The 21,029-nt window shown below is 71.1% G+C and carries 21 protein-coding genes and 1 tRNA gene; 11 read left to right on the top strand and 11 right to left on the bottom strand.

Going from position 1 to position 21,029, the window contains the following annotated elements:
- Nucleotides 1-59: 59 nt before the first annotated feature.
- A complete protein-coding gene (locus tag ACFW6P_RS08735; RefSeq protein WP_386346864.1) occupies nucleotides 60-1,619 on the bottom strand; it encodes a potassium/proton antiporter in 1,560 nt (519 codons plus the stop codon).
- 209 nt (nucleotides 1,620-1,828) lie between these two features.
- On the opposite strand from ACFW6P_RS08735, the gene ACFW6P_RS08730 reads away from it, so the two are divergent.
- Nucleotides 1,829-4,702, top strand: a complete 2,874-nt coding sequence (locus ACFW6P_RS08730; protein WP_386423250.1) for a penicillin acylase family protein — start codon at nucleotides 1,829-1,831, stop codon at nucleotides 4,700-4,702.
- 66 nt (nucleotides 4,703-4,768) lie between these two features.
- Here the strand turns inward: ACFW6P_RS08730 and ACFW6P_RS08725 are convergent, their stop codons facing one another.
- Nucleotides 4,769-5,311, bottom strand: coding sequence for a 5-formyltetrahydrofolate cyclo-ligase (locus ACFW6P_RS08725; RefSeq protein WP_386346860.1), 543 nt, complete (start codon nucleotides 5,309-5,311; stop codon nucleotides 4,769-4,771).
- Nucleotides 5,312-5,479: 168 nt separating this feature from the next.
- Here ACFW6P_RS08725 and galU point away from each other — a divergent pair, with 168 nt between their 5' ends.
- The 7 genes from galU (at nucleotide 5,480) to ACFW6P_RS08690 (ending at nucleotide 10,945) form a co-directional block, all read left to right on the top strand.
- Nucleotides 5,480-6,382, top strand: a complete 903-nt coding sequence (gene galU, locus ACFW6P_RS08720) for a UTP--glucose-1-phosphate uridylyltransferase GalU (protein ID WP_386346858.1) — start codon at nucleotides 5,480-5,482, stop codon at nucleotides 6,380-6,382.
- 4 nt (nucleotides 6,383-6,386) lie between these two features.
- Nucleotides 6,387-7,727 (top strand): gephyrin-like molybdotransferase Glp, encoded by a 1,341-nt coding sequence (gene glp / locus ACFW6P_RS08715; protein WP_386346856.1) that lies wholly within the window; start codon nucleotides 6,387-6,389, stop codon nucleotides 7,725-7,727.
- Nucleotides 7,728-7,810: 83 nt separating this feature from the next.
- Nucleotides 7,811-8,305 carry a cyclic pyranopterin monophosphate synthase MoaC gene (gene moaC, locus ACFW6P_RS08710; RefSeq protein WP_386346855.1) on the top strand — a complete coding sequence of 165 codons (495 nt, stop codon included), beginning with the start codon at nucleotides 7,811-7,813 and terminating at the stop codon, nucleotides 8,303-8,305.
- Nucleotides 8,302-8,802, top strand: a complete 501-nt coding sequence (locus tag ACFW6P_RS08705; RefSeq protein WP_386346854.1) for a molybdenum cofactor biosynthesis protein B — start codon at nucleotides 8,302-8,304, stop codon at nucleotides 8,800-8,802. Before moaC ends, ACFW6P_RS08705 begins: the two co-directional genes overlap by 4 nt.
- Nucleotides 8,803-8,825: 23 nt before the next feature.
- A complete protein-coding gene (locus ACFW6P_RS08700; protein WP_386347437.1) occupies nucleotides 8,826-9,446 on the top strand; it encodes a GNAT family N-acetyltransferase in 621 nt (206 codons plus the stop codon).
- A gap of 172 nt (nucleotides 9,447-9,618) precedes the next feature.
- Nucleotides 9,619-10,788, top strand: a complete 1,170-nt coding sequence (gene glpR / locus ACFW6P_RS08695) for a gephyrin-like molybdotransferase receptor GlpR (RefSeq protein ID WP_386346852.1) — start codon at nucleotides 9,619-9,621, stop codon at nucleotides 10,786-10,788.
- Nucleotides 10,789-10,871: 83 nt separating this feature from the next.
- Nucleotides 10,872-10,945: transfer RNA gene (locus ACFW6P_RS08690), tRNA-Ala, on the top strand.
- A gap of 220 nt (nucleotides 10,946-11,165) precedes the next feature.
- Here the strand turns inward: ACFW6P_RS08690 and ACFW6P_RS08685 are convergent.
- Nucleotides 11,166-12,977, bottom strand: a complete 1,812-nt coding sequence (locus ACFW6P_RS08685) for a hypothetical protein (RefSeq protein WP_386423249.1) — start codon at nucleotides 12,975-12,977, stop codon at nucleotides 11,166-11,168.
- Nucleotides 12,977-13,900, bottom strand: a complete 924-nt coding sequence (locus ACFW6P_RS08680) for a hypothetical protein (RefSeq protein WP_386423248.1) — start codon at nucleotides 13,898-13,900, stop codon at nucleotides 12,977-12,979. Before ACFW6P_RS08680 ends, ACFW6P_RS08685 begins: the two co-directional genes overlap by 1 nt.
- A gap of 75 nt (nucleotides 13,901-13,975) precedes the next feature.
- Between ACFW6P_RS08680 and ACFW6P_RS08675 the strand changes: the two genes are divergently transcribed.
- The gene (locus tag ACFW6P_RS08675) at nucleotides 13,976-14,338 is read left to right on the top strand and encodes a helix-turn-helix transcriptional regulator (protein WP_386423247.1); all 363 of its coding nucleotides are present in this window, start codon (nucleotides 13,976-13,978) and stop codon (nucleotides 14,336-14,338) included.
- 172 nt (nucleotides 14,339-14,510) lie between these two features.
- Here ACFW6P_RS08675 and ACFW6P_RS08670 read toward each other — a convergent pair whose 3' ends face one another.
- From ACFW6P_RS08670 to ACFW6P_RS08660, 3 genes are all read right to left on the bottom strand, one after another.
- Nucleotides 14,511-15,035, bottom strand: a complete 525-nt coding sequence (locus ACFW6P_RS08670) for a hypothetical protein (protein ID WP_386423245.1) — start codon at nucleotides 15,033-15,035, stop codon at nucleotides 14,511-14,513.
- Between the two features lie 190 nt (nucleotides 15,036-15,225).
- The gene (locus tag ACFW6P_RS08665) at nucleotides 15,226-15,456 is read right to left on the bottom strand and encodes a hypothetical protein (protein WP_386423244.1); all 231 of its coding nucleotides are present in this window, start codon (nucleotides 15,454-15,456) and stop codon (nucleotides 15,226-15,228) included.
- Nucleotides 15,457-15,670: 214 nt separating this feature from the next.
- Nucleotides 15,671-16,639, bottom strand: coding sequence for a LysR family transcriptional regulator (locus ACFW6P_RS08660; RefSeq protein WP_386423243.1), 969 nt, complete (start codon nucleotides 16,637-16,639; stop codon nucleotides 15,671-15,673).
- Between the two features lie 44 nt (nucleotides 16,640-16,683).
- Between ACFW6P_RS08660 and ACFW6P_RS08655 the strand changes: the two genes are divergently transcribed.
- A complete protein-coding gene (locus tag ACFW6P_RS08655) occupies nucleotides 16,684-17,892 on the top strand; it encodes a nuclear transport factor 2 family protein (RefSeq protein ID WP_386423242.1) in 1,209 nt (402 codons plus the stop codon).
- Nucleotides 17,893-18,012: 120 nt separating this feature from the next.
- Here ACFW6P_RS08655 and ACFW6P_RS08650 read toward each other — a convergent pair whose 3' ends face one another.
- From ACFW6P_RS08650 to ACFW6P_RS08640, 3 genes are all read right to left on the bottom strand, one after another.
- Nucleotides 18,013-18,270 carry a hypothetical protein gene (locus tag ACFW6P_RS08650; RefSeq protein WP_386423240.1) on the bottom strand — a complete coding sequence of 86 codons (258 nt, stop codon included), beginning with the start codon at nucleotides 18,268-18,270 and terminating at the stop codon, nucleotides 18,013-18,015.
- On the bottom strand, nucleotides 18,267-18,746 hold the full coding sequence (locus ACFW6P_RS08645; protein WP_386423238.1) for a hypothetical protein: 480 nt from the start codon (nucleotides 18,744-18,746) through the stop codon (nucleotides 18,267-18,269). Before ACFW6P_RS08645 ends, ACFW6P_RS08650 begins: the two co-directional genes overlap by 4 nt.
- A 289-nt stretch (nucleotides 18,747-19,035) precedes the next feature.
- Nucleotides 19,036-19,512 (bottom strand): GNAT family N-acetyltransferase, encoded by a 477-nt coding sequence (locus ACFW6P_RS08640; protein ID WP_386423236.1) that lies wholly within the window; start codon nucleotides 19,510-19,512, stop codon nucleotides 19,036-19,038.
- A gap of 68 nt (nucleotides 19,513-19,580) precedes the next feature.
- Between ACFW6P_RS08640 and ACFW6P_RS08635 the strand changes: the two genes are divergently transcribed.
- Nucleotides 19,581-20,384, top strand: coding sequence for an exodeoxyribonuclease III (locus tag ACFW6P_RS08635; protein WP_386423234.1), 804 nt, complete (start codon nucleotides 19,581-19,583; stop codon nucleotides 20,382-20,384).
- Nucleotides 20,385-20,395: 11 nt separating this feature from the next.
- On the opposite strand, the gene ACFW6P_RS08630 is transcribed toward ACFW6P_RS08635, so the two are convergent.
- The gene (locus tag ACFW6P_RS08630; RefSeq protein WP_386347434.1) at nucleotides 20,396-21,013 is read right to left on the bottom strand and encodes a MerR family transcriptional regulator; all 618 of its coding nucleotides are present in this window, start codon (nucleotides 21,011-21,013) and stop codon (nucleotides 20,396-20,398) included.
- Nucleotides 21,014-21,029 lie beyond the last annotated feature (16 nt).

The following is a 21,029-nucleotide window of genomic DNA, read 5'->3' as shown; positions in this document are numbered from 1 at the left end:
CACATGCAGATCAACCCTCCGAATGCAGACCGACGCGAAGAGCACACAACGGCCCTGCGTCATCGGCCCGCCCCGTCCGTCCCCAGCCACCCGGCCAGCTTGCCCCCGTGCCCGACCGCGCGCAGGCGCTTCTCCGCCGCGTCCCGGACCGGGTCCGTGGCGATCACCAGGAGCTCGTCCCCGCGCTGCAATATCGTCGCCGGCAGCGGCACGAAGGACTCGCCCCCGCGCACGACGAGGGTCACGGCCGCGCCGTGCGGCAGCCGCAGTTCGGCCACCTCCACGCCGTGCATCCTGGAGCCGTCCGGGATCGCCACCGACAGCAGGTGCCCTTGCAGCCGTTCCAGCGGGGCCGACTCGATGCCGAGGTCGGCCGCCTCCGGACCGTCGCCGAGATGCAGCTTGCGGCCCAGCCAGGGCAGCGTCGGGCCCTGGACCAGCGTGTAGACGACGACCAGGATGAAGACGATGTTGAAGATCCGGCGGCTGGCCTCCACGCCCTCCACCATGGGGATGGTCGCCAGGATGATGGGCACGGCGCCGCGCAGGCCCGCCCAGGACATCAGGGCCTGCTCCTGCCACGGCACCCGCAACGGGGTCAGGCAGACCAGCACGCTCAGCGGGCGCGCCACCATGGTCAGCACCAGCCCGATGACCAGCGCGGGCACGATGTCGTCGCCCAGTTCGTGCGGGGTGACCAGCAGGCCGAGCAGGACGAACATGCCGATCTGAGCCATCCAGCCCAGCCCGTCGGCGAACCCGCGGGTGGCCGGCCAGTGCGGCAGCCGCGCGTTGCCCATCACCATCGCGGCGAGGTACACCGCGAGGAAGCCGCTGCCGTGGGCCAGCGCACCGGCCGCGTAGGCCACCACGGCGATCGCCATCACGGCGATCGGGTAGAGGCCGGAGGCCGGCAGGGCCACGTGCCGCAGCCCCAGGGATCCCAGCCAGCCCACCGCGAGCCCGATGGCGGCGCCGATGGCCAGTTCCAGCAGGATGACGCCCAGCAGCACGTACCAGTGCTCGACCGGGCCCGCCGTCGACAGGGACACCACCAGGATGACCACCGGGGCGTCGTTGAAGCCGGACTCCGCCTCCAGGGTGCCGGTCACGCGGGCCGGCAGGGGGATCTTCCGCAGCACGGAGAACACCGCCGCCGCGTCGGTCGAGGAGACGACCGCCCCGATGATGAGCGCCTGCCGCCACTCCAGCCCGACCAGGTAGTGCGCGGCCGAGGCGGTGACCCCGACGCTCACCGCGACACCCGCCAAGGCCAGGGCGCTGGCGGCCGGCAGGGCCGGCCTGATCTCCTTCCACTTCGTGCCCAGGCCGCCCTCGGCCAGGATCACGACCAGGGCCGCGTAGCCGATGACCTGGGTCAGCTCGGCGTTGTCGAAGTGGATGTCGCCCACGCCGTCCTGGCCCATGGCGACGCCGATCCCCAGGTACACGAGCAGGCTGGGGAGCCCGCTGCGCGAGGAGATCCGTACCGCTGCGACGGCGACGAGCAGGACGAGCGAGCAGACGAGCAGGAGCTGGTTGAGATGGTGGACAGTCAGCGGCCGAATCCTTTCCTGGCCCGACGCGCACCCGCGCGCGGGCTCACGTACATCGCACATGAAACTGGGGCGCAACGCGCCGACTACTTCGTTACCTTACCTAACTCTTGACGATTTCTTGACACTCGGGAGGGCAAGATCGAACGTCCGTGCGCGCTGGTTCCCGACTCCGCGTCAAGGGGCGCAAGGCCCTGCGCCTATCGTTGCTCCAGCGCTCAGTTAGAAGCACAGCCGAACCTGCCGCTCGCGTTAGGACAGCAAGGACAGCGATGCCCCCCAACACCACCGCCTCCACGGGTCAGCAGCCCGGCAAGTCCGGCAGGAGAAAGGGGCGCAAAGCCCGTCTCGTCGTGCTCGTCCTGGTGCTGGCCCTCATCGGGGGCGTCGCCTTCGCGGGGTACTGGACCGTCAGTACCGTCCGGGCCTCCTTCCCGCAGACCAAGGGCACCCTCACATTGAAGGGCCTGTCGGGACCCGTCGAGGTCAAGCGGGACGGCTACGGCATCCCGCAGATCTACGCCTCCTCCGACGCGGACCTGTTCATGGCGCAGGGCTACGTCCAGGCCCAGGACCGCTTCTACGAGATGGACGTCCGCCGCCACATGGCCGCCGGGCGCCTGTCCGAGATGTTCGGCAAGAGCCAGGTCGACAACGACGAGTTCCTGCGCACGCTCGGCTGGGACCGGGTCGCCAAGCAGGAGTACGACACCAAGCTCTCGGCCGCCACGAAGAAGCACCTGCAGGCCTACTCCGCGGGAGTCAACGCCTACCTCCAGGACAAGGAGGGCGAGGACATCTCCCTGGAGTACGCGGCGCTGGGCTTCACCAACAGCTACAAGCCGCAGCGGTGGACCCCGGTCGACTCGGTCTCCTGGTTGAAGGCGATGGCCTGGGACCTGCGCGGCAACATGCAGGACGAGATCGACCGCGCCCTGCTGACCAGCCGCCTCGGCCCGAAGCAGATCGCCGACCTGTACCCGCGGTACCCGTACGGCCGCAACAAGGCGATAGTGCAGGAGGGCCGGTACGACGAGCTCGCGGAGTCCTTCGAGCAGGGCGGCACGACCGGCGCGGCGGGAGGGAACGGCACCGGCGGGACCGGCGGCTCATCCGGTACCTCCGGAGCGAACGGCACCGGCGGGACCGGCGGTACATCCGGCACCGGCGGGACCGCCCCTGGCAGCACGGGCGGCACTGGCGGCCCGGGCACCGGCGGGACCGCCGCGGGCGCTTCCGCCGGCTCGGACCTGAACAGCCAGCTCACCGGACTCACCAAGGTCCTGGAGGACCTCCCGCCGGCCGTCGGCGTGAACGGCGACGGCATCGGCTCCAACTCCTGGGTCGTCCGCGGGCAGCACACCATCACCGGCAAGCCGCTGCTGGCCAACGACCCGCACCTGGGCCCCTCGCTGCCGTCCGTCTGGTACCAGATGGGCCTGCACTGCCGCAGCGTCTCCAGCACCTGCCAGTACGACGTCACGGGGTACACCTTCGCCGGCATGCCCGGCGTGATCATCGGCCACAACCAGGACATCGCCTGGGGCATGACGAACTCCGGCGTCGACGTCACCGACCTCTACCTGCAGAAGATCACCGGCGACGGCTATCTCTACGACGGCAAGGTCAGGCCCTTCGAGACCCGCGAGGAGACCATCAAGGTCGCCGGCGGCCCGTCCAAGAAGATCGTCGTCCGTACGACGGACAACGGGCCGCTGCTCTCCGACCGCGCCGAGGAGCTCGTGAGGGTCGGCAAGAAGGCCACCGTCGACACGGCGGCCCCCGACCGCGGCGACGGCTACGGCGTCGCCCTGCGCTGGACCGCACTCGACCCGGGCACCACGATGGACGCCGTCTTCGCCATGAACCGGGCGAAGGACTGGACCGGCTTCCGCAAGGCCGCCGCCCTGTTCGAGGTGCCCTCGCAGAACCTGATCTACGCCGACACCGAGAACAACATCGGCTACACGCTGCCCGGCAGGATCCCCACCCGCGCGAAGGCCGTCGACGGCTCCGTCCCGGCGCCCGGCTGGGACCCCGACTACCGCTGGACCGGCTACGTCCCGCAGGAGGCGCTGCCGTACGAGTACAACCCGGAGCGCGGCTACATCGTCACCGCCAACCAGGCCGTGGTCGACCCTGACACGTACCCGTACACGCTCACCGCGGACTGGGGCTACGGCACGCGCAGCCAGCGGATCTCCGACCTGATCCAGTCGAAGATCAAGGACGGCGGCAAGATCTCCACGGACGACATGCGCCAGATGCAGCTGGACAACAGCAGCGAGGTCGCGCGGCTGCTGGTGCCCACGCTGCTGAAGATCGACACCGAGGACGGGGACGTCCGCGAGGCGCAGAAGCTGCTGGAGGGCTGGGACTACACCCAGGACGCCGACTCGGCGGCCGCCGCGTACTTCAACGCCGTCTGGCGCAACGTCCTCAAGCTCGCGTTCGGCAACAAACTGCCCAAGGAGCTGCGGCCCAAGGGCCAGTGCCTCATGGTCGAGCCGGTGAACACCACCGGCCCCGCCGACGAGGCCGGGAAGGTGCGCGAGTGCGGCCGGCGCGACCCGGACCAGGCGCAGCCCGACGGCGGCGACCGCTGGTTCGAGGTCGTCCGGGGGCTCATGGACACGCCGGACAGCGACTGGTGGACGGCGCCGGAGGCGGGCACGCGCCCGGCGGCCGCCAACCGCGACCAGCTGTTCAAGCGCGCCCTGATCGACGCCCGCTGGGAGCTGACCGCCAAGCTCGGCAAGGACATCGACTCCTGGAGCTGGGGCCGGCTGCACCGGCTGTTCCTGAAGAACCAGACCCTCGGCACCGCGGGCCCCGGTTTCGTGCAGTACGCGCTCAACCGCGGCCCCTGGGAGCTCAGCGGCGGCGAGGCGACGGTCAACGCGACCGGCTGGAACGCCGCCGGCGGCTTCGGGGTGGTGTGGGTGCCGTCCATGCGGATGGTGGTGAACCTCGGCGACCTCGACAAGTCCCGCTGGATCAACCTCACCGGCGCCTCCGGGCACGCCTACAGCGCCCACTACGTCGACCAGACGGACAAGTGGGCCGACGGCGAGCTGCTGCCGTGGTCCTTCTCGGACCGGGCGGTCGAGGGCGGCACGGCCGACAAGCTGGTGCTCAAGCCGTGAGCCGCTGACCCCGTCGGACGGGAACGGCCCTCCACGCGCGCGTGGAGGGCCGTTCCCGTGTCCGGGCTACCGCCGGAACCGCCGTACCCCCGACGGCGTCACCACCGCGTCCACCGGCCGGTCGTGCGGCTCCCCGGGGACGTGCGCGACGACCTCGGAGTCGTACAGCAGCACCACCAGCGCCGGACGCGCCCCCGCCCGCTCCAGCCGCTCCAGCACCCGGTCGTAGGAGCCGCCGCCGCGCCCCAGCCGCATCCCGCGCGCGTCGACCGCGAGCCCGGGCAGCAGCACGGCGTCGGCCGCGGTCACCGCGTCCGGCCCGAGGCGCTCGCCCGCGGGCTCGAGGAGGGCCATCCTGCCGCCGTGCCGGACCCGCGCCAGCGAGCCCTCGCCCTCGTACGCGCCCCAGTCCAGGTCGTTGTCGGGCAGCAGCACCGGCAACAGCACGCGCACGCCCCGGGCGCGCAGCGCGTCGAGGAGCGCGAGCGTCCCCGGTTCACTCCCCACCGAGACGTATGCGGCGACCGTGCCGGCCCGCGCCAACTCCGGCAGCTCCAGCGCCCGCCCGGCCAGCGCCGCCGATGTCTCCCGCAGGTCATTCGCCGTCAATCCGCTTCTCACCGCGAGGATTTCCCGGCGCAACGTGCGCTTGTCAGGATCGTCCTGACCTGCGAAGTGCCTCAATGGTTGCTCCCGTACCGTGACAATATGCTCGTATGAGCGCCTTTAATCCGGAGCCCCAGATTCCGTCTCAAGGCACCGGATAAGGTGGCGGCCATGACACAGTCCCACCCTCGGATCAGCAAGGCTGTCATCCCCGCAGCGGGCCTCGGCACCCGGTTCCTGCCGGCCACCAAGGCCACGCCCAAGGAGATGCTGCCGGTCGTCGACAAGCCGGCGATCCAGTACGTGGTCGAGGAGGCCGTCGCCGCGGGCCTGGACGATGTCCTCATGGTGACGGGCCGCAACAAGCGCCCCCTGGAGGACCACTTCGACCGCAACTACGAGCTGGAATCCGCCCTCATGAAGAAGGGTGACGAGAGCCGCCTCGCCAAGGTCCAGGAATCCAGCGACCTCGCGACCATCCACTACGTGCGCCAGGGCGACCCCAAGGGCCTGGGTCACGCCGTCCTGTGCGCCGCGCCACACGTCGGTGACGAGCCCTTCGCCGTCCTCCTCGGCGACGACCTGATCGACCCCCGCGACCCGCTCCTGCGGCGCATGGTCGAGGTCCAAGGGCAGCACGGCGGCAGCGTCGTCGCCCTCATGGAGGTCGCCCCGGAGCAGATCCACCTCTACGGCTGCGCCGCCGTCGAGAACACCGAGGACGGCGACGTCGTCAAGGTCGGCGGCCTCGTCGAGAAGCCCGACCCGGCCGACGCCCCGTCGAACTACGCGGTCATCGGCCGCTACGTCCTCGACCCGCACATCTTCGACATACTGCACCGGACCGAGCCGGGCCGCGGCGGCGAGATCCAGCTCACCGACGCCCTCCAGCAGCTCGCCGAGGACGAGAAGATCGGCGGACCGGTGCACGGCGTCGTCTTCAAGGGCCGCCGCTATGACACCGGCGACCGCGGCGACTACCTGCGTGCCATTGTCCGACTCGCGTGCGAACGTGAAGACCTGGGCCCGGAGTTCCGGACCTGGCTTCGCAGTTACGTAGCCGAGGAGATGTAACACGTTGAGCAGCGCCGCGCCCCGCGTCACCGGCCAGGACCACTCCGGCCCCGACCACCTGTGGTCGGTGGACGAGCACCTGGAGGACATCCTCGCCACCGTCCGCCCCCTGGAACCGATCGAACTGCACCTGCTCGACGCCCAGGGCTGCGTCCTGGTCGACGACGTCACGGTGCCGGTGTCCCTGCCGCCGTTCGACAACAGCTCCATGGACGGCTACGCGGTACGGGTCGCGGACGTGGCGGGCGCGAGCGAGGAGTACCCGGCGGCCCTGGAGGTCGTCGGGGACGTCGCCGCGGGCCAGGCCGAGCCGCTCCACGTCGGGCCCGGCCAGGCCGCCCGCATCATGACCGGCGCCCCGCTGCCGCCCGGCGCCGAGACGGTCGTGCCCGTCGAGTGGACCGACGGCGGACTCGGCGAGGGCCCGGTGCGCGGGATGCGCGCCCGCAGCCTCGCCCCCGAGGGCGCCACCGGCCATGTGCACGTCTACCGCCCGGCCGGGGCCCGCGCGCACGTGCGCGCCAAGGGCAGCGACGTGAAGGCCGGCGACCGTGCCCTGGAGGCGGGCACGGTCCTCGGCCCGCCCCAGATCGCCCTGCTCGCCGCCATCGGCCGCGGCACCGTCCGCGTCCGCCCGCGCCCGCGCGTGGTGGTGCTCTCCACCGGCAGCGAACTCGTCCAGCCCGACACGGAACTGGGCACGGGTCAGATCTACGACTCCAACAGCTTCGCCCTGACCGCGGCCGCCCGCGACGCCGGCGCCCTCGCCTACCGCGTCGGCGCCGTCGCCGACGACGCCGAGACCCTGCGCTCCACCATCGAGGACCAGCTGGTCCGCGCCGACCTGATGGTCACCACCGGCGGCGTGAGCGTCGGTGCCTACGACGTCGTCAAGGAGGCCCTGTCCCACGTCGGCGACGAGGACGAGCCGGGCAGCGGCGTGGAGTTCCGCGAGCTCGCCATGCAGCCCGGCAAGCCCCAGGGCTTCGGCTCCGTCGGCCCCGACCACACCCCGCTGCTGGCCCTGCCGGGCAACCCGGTGTCGTCGTACGTCTCCTTCGAGCTGTTCGTCCGCCCGGCGATCCGCAGGCTCATGGGCCTGGAGGACGTCCACCGCCCAGTGACCCGGGCGACCCTGCGCGCCCCGAAGCCGCTGACCTCGCCCAGGGGCCGCCGCCAGTTCCTGCGCGGCAGATACGCCGACGGCGGCGTCACGCCGGTCGGCGGCGCCGGATCCCACCTCGTCGCGGCCCTGGCCCGGGCCGACGCGCTGATCGTCGTCCCCGAGGACACCGAGTCCGTCGAGCCCGGCAGCGAGGTCGAGGTGGTCCTGCTCGGCCGATAGCCCCTGGTTGGGGGTACCGTGTCGCGCACAGCAGGCCCGTAGCGCCGCACCGCGACGGGCCCGGACCGGGAGCGCCACACAGCATGAGCACGCAGGACCCATCCCCGCAGGACCGGCTGACGCACCTCGACGAGGCGGGTGCCGCCCGCATGGTCGACGTGTCGGACAAGGACGTGACCGCCCGCACCGCCCGCGCCGGCGGGCGCGTCCTCGTCTCGCCCCGCGTGATCGAGCTGCTGCGCGGCGAGGGCGTACCCAAGGGCGACGCCCTCGCGACCGCGCGCATCGCCGGGATCATGGGCGCCAAGCGCACCCCCGACCTGATTCCCCTGTGCCACCCGCTGGCCGTCTCCGGTGTGAAACTGGACCTGTCGGTCGCGGACGACGCCGTGGAGATCCGGGCCACGGTGAGGACGACGGACCGCACGGGCGTCGAGATGGAGGCGCTCACCGCGGTCTGTGTCGCCGGGCTCACCGTGATCGACATGGTCAAGGCGGTCGACAAGGGAGCGGTCATCACGGACGTGCGGGTGGAGGAGAAGACGGGCGGCACGTCGGGCGACTGGAGCCGGGCATGACCTATCGCGCTCTCGTCGTCACGGCCTCCAACCGGGCCGCCGCCGGGGTCTACGAGGACACGGGCGGTCCGCTGATCGCCCACGGCCTGCAGGGCTTCGGCTTCGAGGTCGACGGCCCGCAGGTGGTCCCCGACGGCGACCCGGTCGAGGCGGCCCTGCGCGCCGGTGTCGGGGCCGGCTACGACGTCATCGTCACCACGGGCGGCACGGGCATCTCGCCCACCGACCGCACCCCCGAGGCGACCCGCCGGGTGATCGACCACGAGGTCCCCGGCATCGCCGAGGCCATCCGGGCGTTCGGCCGCGAGAAGGTGCCGACCGCGGCACTCTCCCGTGGCCTGGCCGGAGTCACGGGCCGGACCCTGATCGTCAACCTGCCCGGCTCCCGCGGCGGCGTGCAGGACGGCCTCGCCGTCCTGGAGCCGCTGCTCGTCCACGCCGTCGAGCAGCTGCGGGGCGGCGACCATCCGGGATCCGGCAGCGGGGGTGCGAGCTGAACAGCCCGTCCTGGCCCGCCGAGCTGGTGGACGGTGACGTCGTCCTGAGGCCGATAAAGCTGCGCGACCAGCGGGCGTGGCGCGAGGTCAACCGGCGCAACCGCGACTGGCTGCGCCCCTGGGAGGCGACCATCCCGCCGCCCACGCCCGGCGGCCCGATCACCCACCGCCCGACCTTCCGCCAGATGGTCCGCCATCTGAGGTCGGAGGCGAACGCGGGCCGGATGCTGCCCTTCGTCATCGAGTACCAGGGGCGGCTGGTGGGGCAGTTGACGGTCGCCGGGATCACCTGGGGGTCGATGTGCTCGGGGCACGTCGGCTACTGGGTGGACGAGGAGGTGGCCGGGCGCGGGGTGATGCCCACGGCCGTGGCGCTCGTGGTGGACCACTGTTTCCGCACGGTCGGACTGCACCGCGTCGAGGTCTGCATTCGCCCCGAGAACACGCCGAGCCGGCGCGTGGTGGAGAAACTCGGATTCCGCGAGGAGGGACTGCGCCCGCGTTATCTCCACATCGACGGGGCCTGGCGGGACCATCTGGTCTTCGCGCTCACGGCGGAGGAGCTGCCGGACGGGTTGCTCAGGCGCTGGCACCGGTCGCGCGCGCAGAGCAATCCGGGAATGCGGCGCCACCCCGGAAATTGAATATGTGTTCGAAAATGATCGGCGGGTGACCGTCTCAGGGCAATGAATTCCCCGCCTCGACGGTGTGCTGATCGCATCCATCACAAAAAAAGCTCGAAATATCAGCCAGATCGTGCGACACACCGGCTCAATTGGCGGATGGCCCCCGGCAAACCCCTCTACGGTGTGAGACGTGAGCAGCAGCGGCCTCATCTACGCAGTCATTGTCGGGGCCTGGGCCGCCTACTTGGTGCCGATGTGGCTCCGTAGGCAGGACGAGCTGAACGAGGCCCGTCCGACGGAACGCTTCAGCACCGCCATCCGGCTGCTGTCCGGACGGGCGGGGATGGAGCGCCGGTACGCCAAGGACCTGCAGGCGCGCTCCACCGAGGAGGGGGAGCAGGACGCCGACGACCTGGACGTCACCGAGTCGGTGGACGTCCGGGCCTTCGCCGTGTCCAAGACCCGTCCGCAGACCCAGGTTCCCGTACCGTCGCCCGAACCCGAACAGCCGGCCCGCCCCGCACCCGCGGGTCCGGCGCGCGCCGGACGCGGCCGGGTTCCCGTGCCCGCCGCCCGGCGCCCGTCGCCGCAGGCCCAGGCGGCCGCGGCACGAGCCCGGCGCACGAAGGTGCTCGCACGCCGCCGGCGCACCACCACCATGCTGTTCCTCGCCTTCACCCTCGGCGCGATCGTCGCCGCGGTCGGGGGGCTGGCCTTCCTGTGGGCGCCCGGCGTGCCCGCGGTGATGCTCAGCGTGTACATCGGCTACCTCCGCGCCCAGGAGCGCCGCCGCTTCGCGTACCAGATGGACCGCCGTCGCGCCGAGGCCGCCGCCCAGCGGCTGCGGGAGCGGCAGCGCCAGCCCCGCCGTCGTCCGCCGGGCGAGGAGGACGCCGACGAGCCGGAGGAGGGCCCCGAGCCGGTGACCGACCCCGGCCTGTCGGCCCTCGCGGCCGACCGGCGCGCGCTCGTGGAGCAGACCGACCACGCGGAGTGGGTCGACCAGCAGCGCGAACGGCAGCGCCGGCCCGGCCAGGGCGACAGCTGGGACCCGGTGCCGGTGCCCCTGCCGACGTACGTGACCGCCCCGGTCGCCCCGCGGGCCGTCGGCGACGTCGACCTCGGCGCCCCCGACACCTGGAGTTCGGCCCGGTCGAGTACCGTCACCCCGGACGCCGAGGCCGAGCCCGACCTGGCCGACCCGGCCGAGCCGGAGCCCCACGCGCAGGACAGGACGGACGACGACGGGCGCACCGACGCCCGCCGTGCGGCCTCCGCACGACGGGCCCGCGAGCGCGGCCGGACGCCGCTGTTCGACCAGTACGAGGACGGGGACCGGCCCCGGGCCGCCAACGAGTAGGGCCACGAAACCGCAGGTGACCGCCCCTCGGGAACGGATTTCCAAGCAGGCCGATCGGGGTGCTAGAGTTTCACTCGTTGCAAGGGCCTGTGGCGCAGTCCGGTAGCGCACCTCGTTCGCATCGAGGGGGCCAGGGGTTCAAATCCCCTCAGGTCCACGCACGGCCGTTCTTGAGTTAGCTCAAGGTCGGTTGACGAGATCCCGGCGATCATGACGATCGCACGGGATCTTCGTCGTTTCCGGGGTCTGTTCGATGGTGTTCGGGGTGGCGGATGGCGAGCGGTGGTCGTGCCACTGTCCCCCGTTTCCGTGTCGCACGCATCACAGCCAGCCCCGGGGCGCCGGGGCTGGCTGCGGTCGTGTTCGGTTCTTGTGGTTCAGCGGCCTGTGGTGGGTGGCGGCGGCCGTCCGGTCTGTGTGGGTGGTTCCGTCTCCCGTGGTGCTGGCGGCTGGGGATCAGCGTTGTAGAAGACGGTGTCGGTGAGTCGGGTGCCGGTGTGCTGGTAGAGCCAGGTCTCGAGGATGTCGAGGTTTCCGGCGGTGACCATGAGGGCGACGAGGAGCGTCTGGGCTACCTGGCCCGGTGCCCGGCGGTGCTTCGGGTTGCTGATGTCGATCTCGTCGCCCTTGAGGCGCCCGTGGATGCCCTCGTTGTGAGAGCGGATGGGCTTGTAGGCGGCGATCCAGTCGTCGGACAGGTAGTGGCTGTCCTGCCGGAACTTGGCGGTCTTGAGATCGCCCGCGGCGTCGGCGGGGACGGTGATGTCGGACTTGCTGCAGACGCGGGGCAGTTCGTCCGCTGGTGGTGGGTTGAGCCATTCGTCCTGGGGGAGTTGGACGGTGGGCCGGGCGGAGGGGTGTGCGGCGCGTTGGCGGCGGTCGCTGAAGTCGACCACTGCAGAGGGCGGGCCCGGGGTGCGGGGACGGAGGCGGTCGCGGCGTGCGCAGTTCACCGACGGCGACGGTCCGGCGGCCGGGCACTGGAGGCGGATCGCGCCTCGGGCATCGGGCCCTTGTTTGGTCTTGAGGTAGTGCGGCTCGCGGGCGGTGATGTGTTCGGTGAGCTGCTGGTTTTCGTGGATTTCGCGTACGGCTTTGTCGTCCAGCCCGCTGGTGGCCTCCACGAGTGTGTCACGCATGTGGGGGCATGCGAGGGAGCCGTCAACGAGCAGGGCGCCCTGCCAACTGCCCTGCTGACCGCGGTCATTGACCTTGTAGTCGAGGGCGAGTCGGTAGCCGAGACGGCGTACGGGGATCTGGAAGTTCTCGGGAGAGCACCCGGTGTAGGCGCGGTCGGCAGCGCAGGTGCCCGCCGGCACTCCGAGTCCGGACAGTTCTTCCAGGGCGAGGACCGCGTTGCGGCTGGTGCGGACGGTGGGCGTGTCCAGGACCAGGCCGACACACATCTGCGGGTAGGCGGTCGGTTTTCCCGCGCGCTCGCCGGGGCGGCGGCGGTGGGCCGCGACGACGAAGGTGGCGCTGTAGCCGAAGGTGCCCTCTCCGGAGCCGCCGCTGTAGTGCCAGCCTGCGGTGATCTCCACCGGCGCGGTCGGGGTGCGGTCGCCGGCGGGACGGGCCAGAACGGGGATGGAGGTGGCATCCACGCCCACGTCCCCGCGCCAGCCGCGCAGGTGACCGCGCTCCTGGGCGAAGCGGACCGGGGTCAGGACCAACTGGTTGGCCAGCAATTGGAGCCGCTCGGCGGCCTGCCGGCCGGAGGGGACGTTCCAGGCGTCCGCGTAGGCGTCGGCGATCTCCTGGGGCAGGCGGGAGCGGCGGTCGCAGCGGGCTGGGTCGAGGACGGTGGTGATGCGGTCGAAGCCTCGGTAGAGGCGGCGGCTGGCCGCGACGCATTCACGCGCAGTCGCCGGGGCCTGTTGTGGGATGTCCAGCCAGGTGCGGGCTCTGGGTTCGAGGCGGAAGTGGAGGATGCGCCAGGCTTCGGCGATGGTGGCCCGGCCCGTGTAGTAGGCGGCCAGCAGCAGTCCGGCCAGCACCGTGCGCGGACGCACCCCCGCTGGTCCCGGCCGCCCGGCCAGGAGTTCCTCCAGTTGCTGGGGGACGCCGGAGCGGTCGAGCAGGGTCAGCAGCTGGCCGACCTTGGAGTCCTCGATCTTCGTGATTTTCCCGGGCCGGATACGAGGCCGCAGAGCGCGTGCGGCCGTCTCGTCCGCCGCCGGGCGAGCCATCACCGGCGGTGTCCGTGCAGCAGCCGGATGACCTCCTTCCTCGGCAGCGGCGGGACCCACTGGTGGTAGGGAGCCAGGCCAGCTGGCGAGGACATCCCGGCAGCCGCAGCGACGACGGACGGGCTGATGCCCTCGGCCAGCAGGCCCACGATCCACGTGGAGCGCAGACGGCGGGCCGACAACGGCGGCAGTCCGCCGGAGGGCCGGTGTCGGGAGGGCCAGGACGACACCAGGTTCTTCGCCGCCGTGACCTTCCGGCCGGGCCGGAACAGGTAGCCCTCTCCTGCGGTGTCGGCCAGCTCTGCCAGTACGACGCTCCAGCCCGCCCGGCAGGCCACGAGCCGACCCAACAGGTCCTCGTCCAGGACCGGAACACCGCTGGTGGTGTCGATGTGGTGGCCGCGCACCTGACGGAGTTCACCGGATGTGAGACCGCAGCCGGCGCCGAGTGCCATCAGCGCCAGCCCGTCCAGCCGCGCTCGCCCCGGCAGATGCCCGGCCCAGTCCCGGAGCCTAGCCAACTCACCTTCCTCGTAGGGAGGTTGCGGGCTGCGCGGAGAGGCGATCCGCACCGGCGGGGCCTCGCCGCGCTCGACCCATACGAGGGCTTCCCGGGTACGCCGCAGCCAGGTCCGGCAGGTCTGCACGGTCGAGCCCTCCAGGTCCGGGCAGCCGGACAGCACGAATGCGTCGATCGTCTCCGTCCGCAGCCACAGACCTGGATCGCGCGGCAGTCCTCCGCTGTCGGCCCACACGGCCAGCCGCCCGACGGCATACAGAAGCCGCCGCACCTCATAACAAGTGGCCGGGGCGGCGGCCGCCACCGTCGCCCGCACCTGGTCGGCGACCGGCGCCCACCGCCGGTACGGCAGCCGCGGGCGATAGTCGCGGATCAGACCGGAGATCTCCGAGTTCAAGGTCACGGACCAAGCCCACCGGCTGGTCAAGCAGCCAGTGAAGGGGTTGAAGCCGATCTTCACGGAAAGGAGTGCATCTGCATGGTCGGAGGCATGAACCGACGAAGGCCGCCGCGCGAGCTTGCCGGCGATCCGGAAGCCTGGCCCCACGCCCAGCTCGCCGACCCCGGCGCCGCCGCCGTCCAGCACATCGCCCGTACCCTTGCCGAGTTCCTGGCGGAGCACGGTGTGAGTCTGCGCAGGGTCGCGGTCCGTTCCGGCGTGAACCGTCAGGCCGTCGCCGACCTGATCAACGGGCGGTCCTGGCCGGACGTCGCCACCGTGGCCCGTCTCGGAGCCGCCCTCGCAATCCCGCTGTGGCCGCAGAAGGCCGCTTTTGACGGGAAGATGAGCCATGAAACCTCGTTCCCTGCCCGAACTCGCGCGAACGGTGATCGGGCATGACGATTTCGTGGCTCCACCCGTCGAGCGCTGTATGCCTCGATTACGCTCGGACACGCGTTGAGCCACCTGATGGGAGCTCGCGTGCCGGCACCGCCGATCGGTTACCAGGCCACCGGCGGTGCCGACCCTCTCCTGCCACGCGCCTTCAAAAGGCGGCGCAGGAGTCTGTGTTTCAGCCCTCTTCGGCCGTCCCTTCTCCGCTGCCTGCGGCGATGGCGAACCAGCCGACAGGGTCCTCCACCACGTGACCTTCCTCCGCCAGCCTTTTCAGACGGCCGCGGGTGGTTTCCACCCTGGCCGGAGTCGAGACGTCCTCGCCGATCGCCATAGCAATCTCCCGCGCTTTCATCGCCTGCCCCGCCGTGGCCAGCAACGACAACATCCGCTGCCGCCCCTCCTCCCACTCAAGCGGCCCCGCAGACCCAGGCGCGGCCTCGGAAGCCGGTGGGACGTGAACCTCTTCAGGCATCGGCGCTGACGGAGCAGCCGACTCGCCCTCCGGCGCTCCGGTGCCGCCTGGCGGGTCGGTATCCGGCGGCAAAGAGTTCAGGGTCTCCCGCGTGATGGCCAACCGGCGCAGCCGGTCCTCGGCCTCGCCGATCTGCTTGTGGATCTGCTCGCGATCCTCATGCAGCCCGGACAGCTGATCACGTACCGCTGACTCTTCCCGGTCCAAACGCTCAAAGTACGACGCCACGATCTGCTCCGGCTCCCGTCGACACCGCAGAAAGACCCCACAGCCCCGTCAGGGCCTCAGCACACCGTAGGAGTCGCAGTCACAAGATCGCACGAGCTGTCCGCCAACGATCGCAAAGGACAACTCCCGTCCGCCTCACGGCCCTTGATGCCACAAGCGAAGGAAGGGTTGGACCGGCCGACTGGGGGTTTCAGCCCTGGGTGCCCCGCAGCTTCGACCACCGGTGCCACTGGCCAGTGAGGAAGCGGTTGCAAGCCACGAGAAGAACCAGGCACAGCGCCAGCAGAGCCAGCCCCTTGAGCACGTCGGCACTCAGCCCGCCATGGGCCGCCACGAGCACCCCACATGCCAGGCCAAGGACGAGGACCGCAAGGACAAGGACGCCTGCGAAGAAAACAACCAGCGGACGCAGAACGCTCATGTTCACCTCTCTTCGGCGCGGCAGGAGACCACGTGAGTCGCAAAGGGTCCTGATCGCATCAGGCCGAAACCCTAACAGTCGCGATCTTCACACGACCTCAAGGCCCCAGGGCCAAGTCGCCCTGGAGCCACATCAGTTGATGCTTCCGGGCGGGAGATGCCCCCGCTTCCGGGCTGGTCGGGAGGTCCCGGTGCGGATACCGGGGGGCGGGGTTCTATTCCGTGGGAGGTTGGCCAGCGGACGCGTGCGGGTGGTGGGTGCCCGTCCCATCCGGCTGGTGGGTGGTGTGAGCTGGACGGTCCGAGGCGAACACAGCGGCGAGCCGGTCATGGAGAGACCCTGCGCAGGGGTGGACATCGCCCCGCGGTGTGATCGTGTAGATACCGCGCGTCGGGGGATCCACAAGGCTGACCGTGGTGGCATCGGCCCGCAGTGCGCTCGTCAGCACTCCGGGGATCAACGCGATGGCATGACCGGTGGCGACCAGGGCCAGCTTGCCGGGCAGATCGGCCGCGGCGAGGTCGATGCGGGCGCTGACTCGGGCGCGGGCGGCGTGCTGGCGCAGGAGTGCCGCCGAGCCGTCGTTGTCCTCGACCCAGGTCTCGTCGGCCAGCGCCTCAATGCGCACAGGCCCGCGCCCGGCCAGCGGATGACCGGCGGGCAGTACGACGACCATCTCGTCCAGCCCGAGGAACCGCCGGTCGACCCGCGGGTCGACGGCCAGCCCCGGCGGAGCGTCGGTGACGACGGCGATGTCGAGATCGCCCGCGATCACCCGTCCGTGCAGCTGTGCGCTCAGGCCGGGGAGCAGGCTCCACCGGATGGATCCGGCCTGCCTCAGCAGACCCCGCACGGCCTCAGGGACGATCCCCGCAGCGAGAGATGGTGTCGCGCCGATGGCCAGGGGCCGATCACACACTCCGTCACGAACGTCTCGTACCGCGCGAACGGCGCGGTCGGCCTCGTTGAGCGTGGCCAGGGCACGGCGCCGGAACACCTCACCGGCCGGCGTCGGACGCACACCACGCGCGTGGCGCTCCACCAGAGGCACGCCGAGCTGCCGTTCCAGTCCGGCGATCTGCCGGGAGACAGCCGACTGTGTGTGATTCAGCTCGGCTGCCGCCGCCGACAGCGATCCGACCCGGCACACGGTCACGAAGGCCCGCCACACAGTCAGATCCATGGCGGCAGTATGCCCAACCCATATGCGAGTCCCGCAGGGCGGGCATGCGAAATCTGCGCTTGTCGCAGTCATCGCGGTGCACCACTGTGGCGCGCATGACCACACCGCACACGATCGCCGTCCTCGGTCTGGGGCGCATGGGCGGCGCGATCGCGACACGCCTGGCCGCCCAGGACTGGGACGTCGTCGGCTGGACGCGCTCAGGGCGCACATCAGGCACCGTCAAGACGACCGCCGACCCGAACGAGGCCGTGGCCCAGGCGGACCTCGTCCTCCTGGCCCTGTTCGACGGCCCGGCCTGCCAGCAAGTCCTCGACGAAGTCCGTGACTCACTGCGAACGGACACGATCGTGCTCAACACCAGCACCATCGCCCCAGCCGAAGCATCGAGGCTGGCCCGGCAACTCGGCTCGTCCTACGTCCACGCGCCCCTGCTCGGCTCGGCGCCGGCTGCCGCCGCCGGCACCCTGCAGATCCTCGCCGCCGCCGACCAGAACGCACTCGACCGAGTCCGACCGGTTCTGGAAACACTCGGCACCATCCGGCACACGGACGACGCCTCCACCGCCGCCATGCTCAAGCTGATCGCCAACAACGGCCTCGCCGGCGCCGTCCTCGCGCTGCGGGACTCGCTGCGGCAGGCCGACGCCCTCGCCCTGCCCCGTACCCAGACGCTGGACATCCTCGAACTCGGCCAGCTCGGCGGCCTCGTGGCCCGCAAGCGACACTTCCTCCTCGATGAGCCGACCGCTGCCGCAGCCGAATTCACGATCGGTGCGCTCGCCAAGGACATGGCGCTGCTGGCCGCCGCGTCGGACACCCCTTTGCGCAGCGCGGCCGGCCTGGCCGACACCCCTGCCGCCCCCGAGGCCGACATCGCCGTCGCCGCCACGGTCCCCGCCGTGGAGAAGGCCGTGCTCAAACCGCTCCACGCCTACATCCGCGGACACGCCACCGGCGACCCCACCCACTTCCGCGACGCGTTCCTTCCCACCGCCCACATCGAAGGGATCCGAGACGGCTCATTCGTCTCCTGGCGACTGGACGAGTACTGCACCCTCTTCCAGGGCCAGCCCGCCCCGGACGAACCGACCCGCACCCGCCGCATCGACGCCATCGATGTCCACGGCACCGTCGCGACCGCGACCATGACGCTCTCGCACGGGGCAGACACGTTCACTGACATCTTCCTGCTGATCCGTGCCGACGACAGCTGGCGCATCGCCAACAAGGCGTATCACCGGCACTCTTGAGAGGGCGCCCACTCGGCTGTCAGCATCAATCTGTGGCTCGCGGGTGCCCCGCACCTGCGAAGGTGATCCAGCAAGTCTCCCGGACAGTGTCGAGGAGATACCAGATACGGCCGCCGCTGGTCACCTCGACTGCCATTGTTCGCAGGTCTGTCCGCGGTGGGTGCCATGTGCCAGACCCCCCTTGAGGCGATGGTGGCGGGGTGTCTCGGTGGCCGGTCTGGGGGCGGTGCGCATGGTGATCCAGGCACGGTAGGTGTTCTCACGGGCCTGCTGGGCGAGGTTCTCCCAGCCCTTGGCCGAGGCGGCGTCAGCGAAGCGGACTTCCCAGTGGCCGTTCGGTGCCGGGGGCGCGGCGCGGTCGCCGCGGCCCGCAGTCATGCGACGTCCCGCGGGTCTGGTACCGGGCCGTAGTCCTCGCCGTGGTCCCTGGTCAGCGCGGCCAGCAGCTCAGGGTCGGAGTAGACCTCGGCGGTGTGCTGCCAGGCGATGAGCAGCTGGGCGACGGAGGCACTGTTGCCGAGCGAGTCGGCGGCGCGCATGGTGTCGACAAGTTCGACGGCGAAGGCGTGGAGATCGGGCTCGGGCAGGAAACGGATCCAGGGGAAGGCGTCCGGCAGTATGTCGAGCAGCAGTTCCGTGCTGCCGGGCTCCCGGCGGGCCATCGCGGCCAGCATCCGGGTGGCTGCCGACACTACCGTCTGGTCCTGCTCGGCCCGCGCCGCGGTGGTCAGGACCAGATCCTCGCCGTCTCTGCGGTGCAGGAGCAGTCTCGGCGATTCCTGGAGCCGGGCAAGCGTCTGCTTGTTCTTGTTCACCAGCTCGGAGAAGTTCACGGCCGCGTTCTCGGTACCCATGACTTTGAAAGTACTTTGAAATTTGCCGCGGCGCCATCACCCAAAAGGAGGGGAACAGGGCAGTGACTGGTCACGCCCGCCTCGCGCCCGGCCGATCACCGGCGACCGGTTCCGTTCTCTTCATTGTCGGGTAACGATCTCCGACGGCACGGGGAGCGATCTTCAGAGCCTCTCGTCGCCCCACGTCAGCCCCACTCGTGAACACCCCACGCAGCTTCGAGCCCCTGTCGGCGACAGCCGACAGGGGCTCTGCTCTGTTCACAGGGTCTCCGCCCGCCCCTTCGGCCCGTCAGAGGCGCTTGGCGTAGCAGCGGCTGGTCTCGTAGAAGCGGTAGTAGCCGAACTTCGCGCACGGCTCGTAGCCGCTGGACGTGTACAGGGCGATCGCCTCCGGCTGCTTGGTGCCCGTCTCCAGGACCATCCGGACGCGGCCCGCCTGCCGGGCGTCCTCCTCCAGGGCGGCCAGGATGCGGCCGGCCAGGCCCCGGCCGCGCATCTGATCCACCACGTACATGCGCTTCACCTCGGCGTCGCCGTCCAGGTTCCCCTCGTCGTTGGCGTCCTGCGCGCGCCAGCCGCCCGAGGCGACCGGGGAGCCGTGCTCGTCGTACGCGATCAGGTAGGTGCCGTTCGGCGGCCGGAAGTCCGCGGCGGCCATGGGCGTGGCGTCGCCGTCGTCGCCGTAGCGGACGGCGTACTCGGCCTGGACCTGGTCGTTGAGCTTCACGGCGTCGGGGTGGTCGAAGGGGACCCGGCGTATGTACATGCTCGCTACCGTATGCCGATTCGGAGAGGGGGGCAGGGTCTTGTCCAGTGTGCCGGTATCGTGCCGGGGTGCTGACAGTGACCTCTGTGAACGTGAACGGGCTGCGGGCCGCCGCGAAGAAGGGCTTCGTGGAGTGGCTGGCCGGGACCGACGCCGACGTGCTGTGTCTGCAGGAGGTGCGTGCCGAGCCGGAGCAGCTGCCCGAGCACGTCCGCGCGCCCGAGGGGTGGCATGTGGTGCACGCCCCGGCCGCCGCCAAGGGGCGGGCCGGGGTCTCGCTGTACAGCCGGCGCGAGCCCGAGCGGGTGCGGATCGGATTCGGCTCCGCCGAGTTCGACACCGCCGGACGGTACGTGGAGGCCGATCTGCCGGGCGTCACCGTCGCCTCCCTCTACCTGCCCTCCGGCGAGGTCGGCACCGAGCGGCAGGACGAGAAGGAGCGCTTCATGGGCGAGTTCCTCGCCCACCTGAAGGAGCTCCGGGAGCGGGCCGCCGCCGAGGGGCGCGAGGTGCTGGTGTGCGGCGACTGGAACATCGCCCACCAGCGGGCCGACCTGAGGAACTGGCGCGGCAACGCCAAGAGCTCCGGCTTCCTGCCCGAGGAGCGGGAGTGGCTGACCCGCGTACTCGACCCGGCCGACGGCGGCTACGCCGACGTCGTGCGGGCGCTGCACCCGGACGTCGAGGGGCCGTACTCGTGGTGGTCGTACCGGGGGCGGGCGTTTCAGAACGACACGGGTTGGCGCATCGATTACCACATGGCCACCCCCGGGCTCGCCGGGCGGGCGGTGAAGGGGTTCGTGGAGCGGGCCGCCACGCATGCCGAGCGCTGGTCGGACCACGCGCCGGTGACCGTCGTCTACGAGCGTTAGGGCGCAGGCCGTCAGGACCCGCGCATCCTGCGGTCCAGTGCCAGCGACAGCTCCGCCTCCACCACGCTGCGGGCCAGGGGGCGCAGGCGGGGCAGGTCGGTGGGGGAGGCGTGGCGGAGGACCAGGTTCGCGAAGAGGTCGGCGAGGGCGTCCGCGTGGGTGCGGACCTGCTGGGCGGCGGCGAGGACCGCGGCGAGCGGGATGCCCTCGCGGACCAGGGCCGAGGAGACGTCCAGGAGGCGGCGGCTGATGTGGACGATCTCGCCGCCGTCGGTGCCGAGGTAGCCGAGGTCCATCGCGGCGGCGAGGTTCTCGGGGGTGGCCTCGCCGGCGAAGTGGTCGGCGAGTTCCTCGGGCGTGAGGTGGACCGGCTCCTCCTCGGTGGGGGCGCCGACGCCGAGGAGGTCGCCGACGTCGCGGCCGTGGTCGAAGGCCTCCGCCAGCTCCGCGATGCCGCTGAGGGTGTGCCCGCGCTCCAGCAGGGCCGTGATGGTGCGCAGCCGGGCCAGGTGGTCGTCGTCGTACCAGGCGATACGGCCCTCGCGGCGGGGCGGGGGGATCAGTTTGCGCTCCCGGTAGAAGCGCAGGGTGCGCACTGTGATCCCGGCGAGGCGGGCCAGCTCTTCCATGCGGTATTCACGCTTC

The organism is Streptomyces sp. NPDC058741 (assembly GCF_042746715.1).
Taxonomy (GTDB): Bacteria; Actinomycetota; Actinomycetes; order Streptomycetales; family Streptomycetaceae; genus Streptomyces.
Note: the sequence above shows the minus strand (reverse complement) of the source record. Positions and strands in the feature narration are given on the sequence as shown.

Coding starts and splice junctions, on each gene's coding strand:
- ACFW6P_RS08735 (WP_386346864.1), bottom strand. CDS start 1,619: ATGTGCGATGTACGTGAGCCCGCGCGCGGGTGCGCGTCGGGCCAGGAA.
- ACFW6P_RS08645 (WP_386423238.1), bottom strand. CDS start 18,746: ATGGGTACCGAGAACGCGGCCGTGAACTTCTCCGAGCTGGTGAACAAG.
- ACFW6P_RS08665 (WP_386423244.1), bottom strand. CDS start 15,456: ATGAGCGTTCTGCGTCCGCTGGTTGTTTTCTTCGCAGGCGTCCTTGTC.
- ACFW6P_RS08650 (WP_386423240.1), bottom strand. CDS start 18,270: ATGACTGCGGGCCGCGGCGACCGCGCCGCGCCCCCGGCACCGAACGGC.
- ACFW6P_RS08655 (WP_386423242.1), top strand. CDS start 16,684: ATGCGAAATCTGCGCTTGTCGCAGTCATCGCGGTGCACCACTGTGGCG.
- ACFW6P_RS08685 (WP_386423249.1), bottom strand. CDS start 12,977: ATGGCTCGCCCGGCGGCGGACGAGACGGCCGCACGCGCTCTGCGGCCT.
- ACFW6P_RS08705 (WP_386346854.1), top strand. CDS start 8,302: ATGACCTATCGCGCTCTCGTCGTCACGGCCTCCAACCGGGCCGCCGCC.
- moaC (WP_386346855.1), top strand. CDS start 7,811: ATGAGCACGCAGGACCCATCCCCGCAGGACCGGCTGACGCACCTCGAC.
- ACFW6P_RS08660 (WP_386423243.1), bottom strand. CDS start 16,639: ATGGATCTGACTGTGTGGCGGGCCTTCGTGACCGTGTGCCGGGTCGGA.
- ACFW6P_RS08630 (WP_386347434.1), bottom strand. CDS start 21,013: ATGGAAGAGCTGGCCCGCCTCGCCGGGATCACAGTGCGCACCCTGCGC.
- ACFW6P_RS08675 (WP_386423247.1), top strand. CDS start 13,976: ATGGTCGGAGGCATGAACCGACGAAGGCCGCCGCGCGAGCTTGCCGGC.
- ACFW6P_RS08730 (WP_386423250.1), top strand. CDS start 1,829: ATGCCCCCCAACACCACCGCCTCCACGGGTCAGCAGCCCGGCAAGTCC.
- galU (WP_386346858.1), top strand. CDS start 5,480: ATGACACAGTCCCACCCTCGGATCAGCAAGGCTGTCATCCCCGCAGCG.
- ACFW6P_RS08640 (WP_386423236.1), bottom strand. CDS start 19,512: ATGTACATACGCCGGGTCCCCTTCGACCACCCCGACGCCGTGAAGCTC.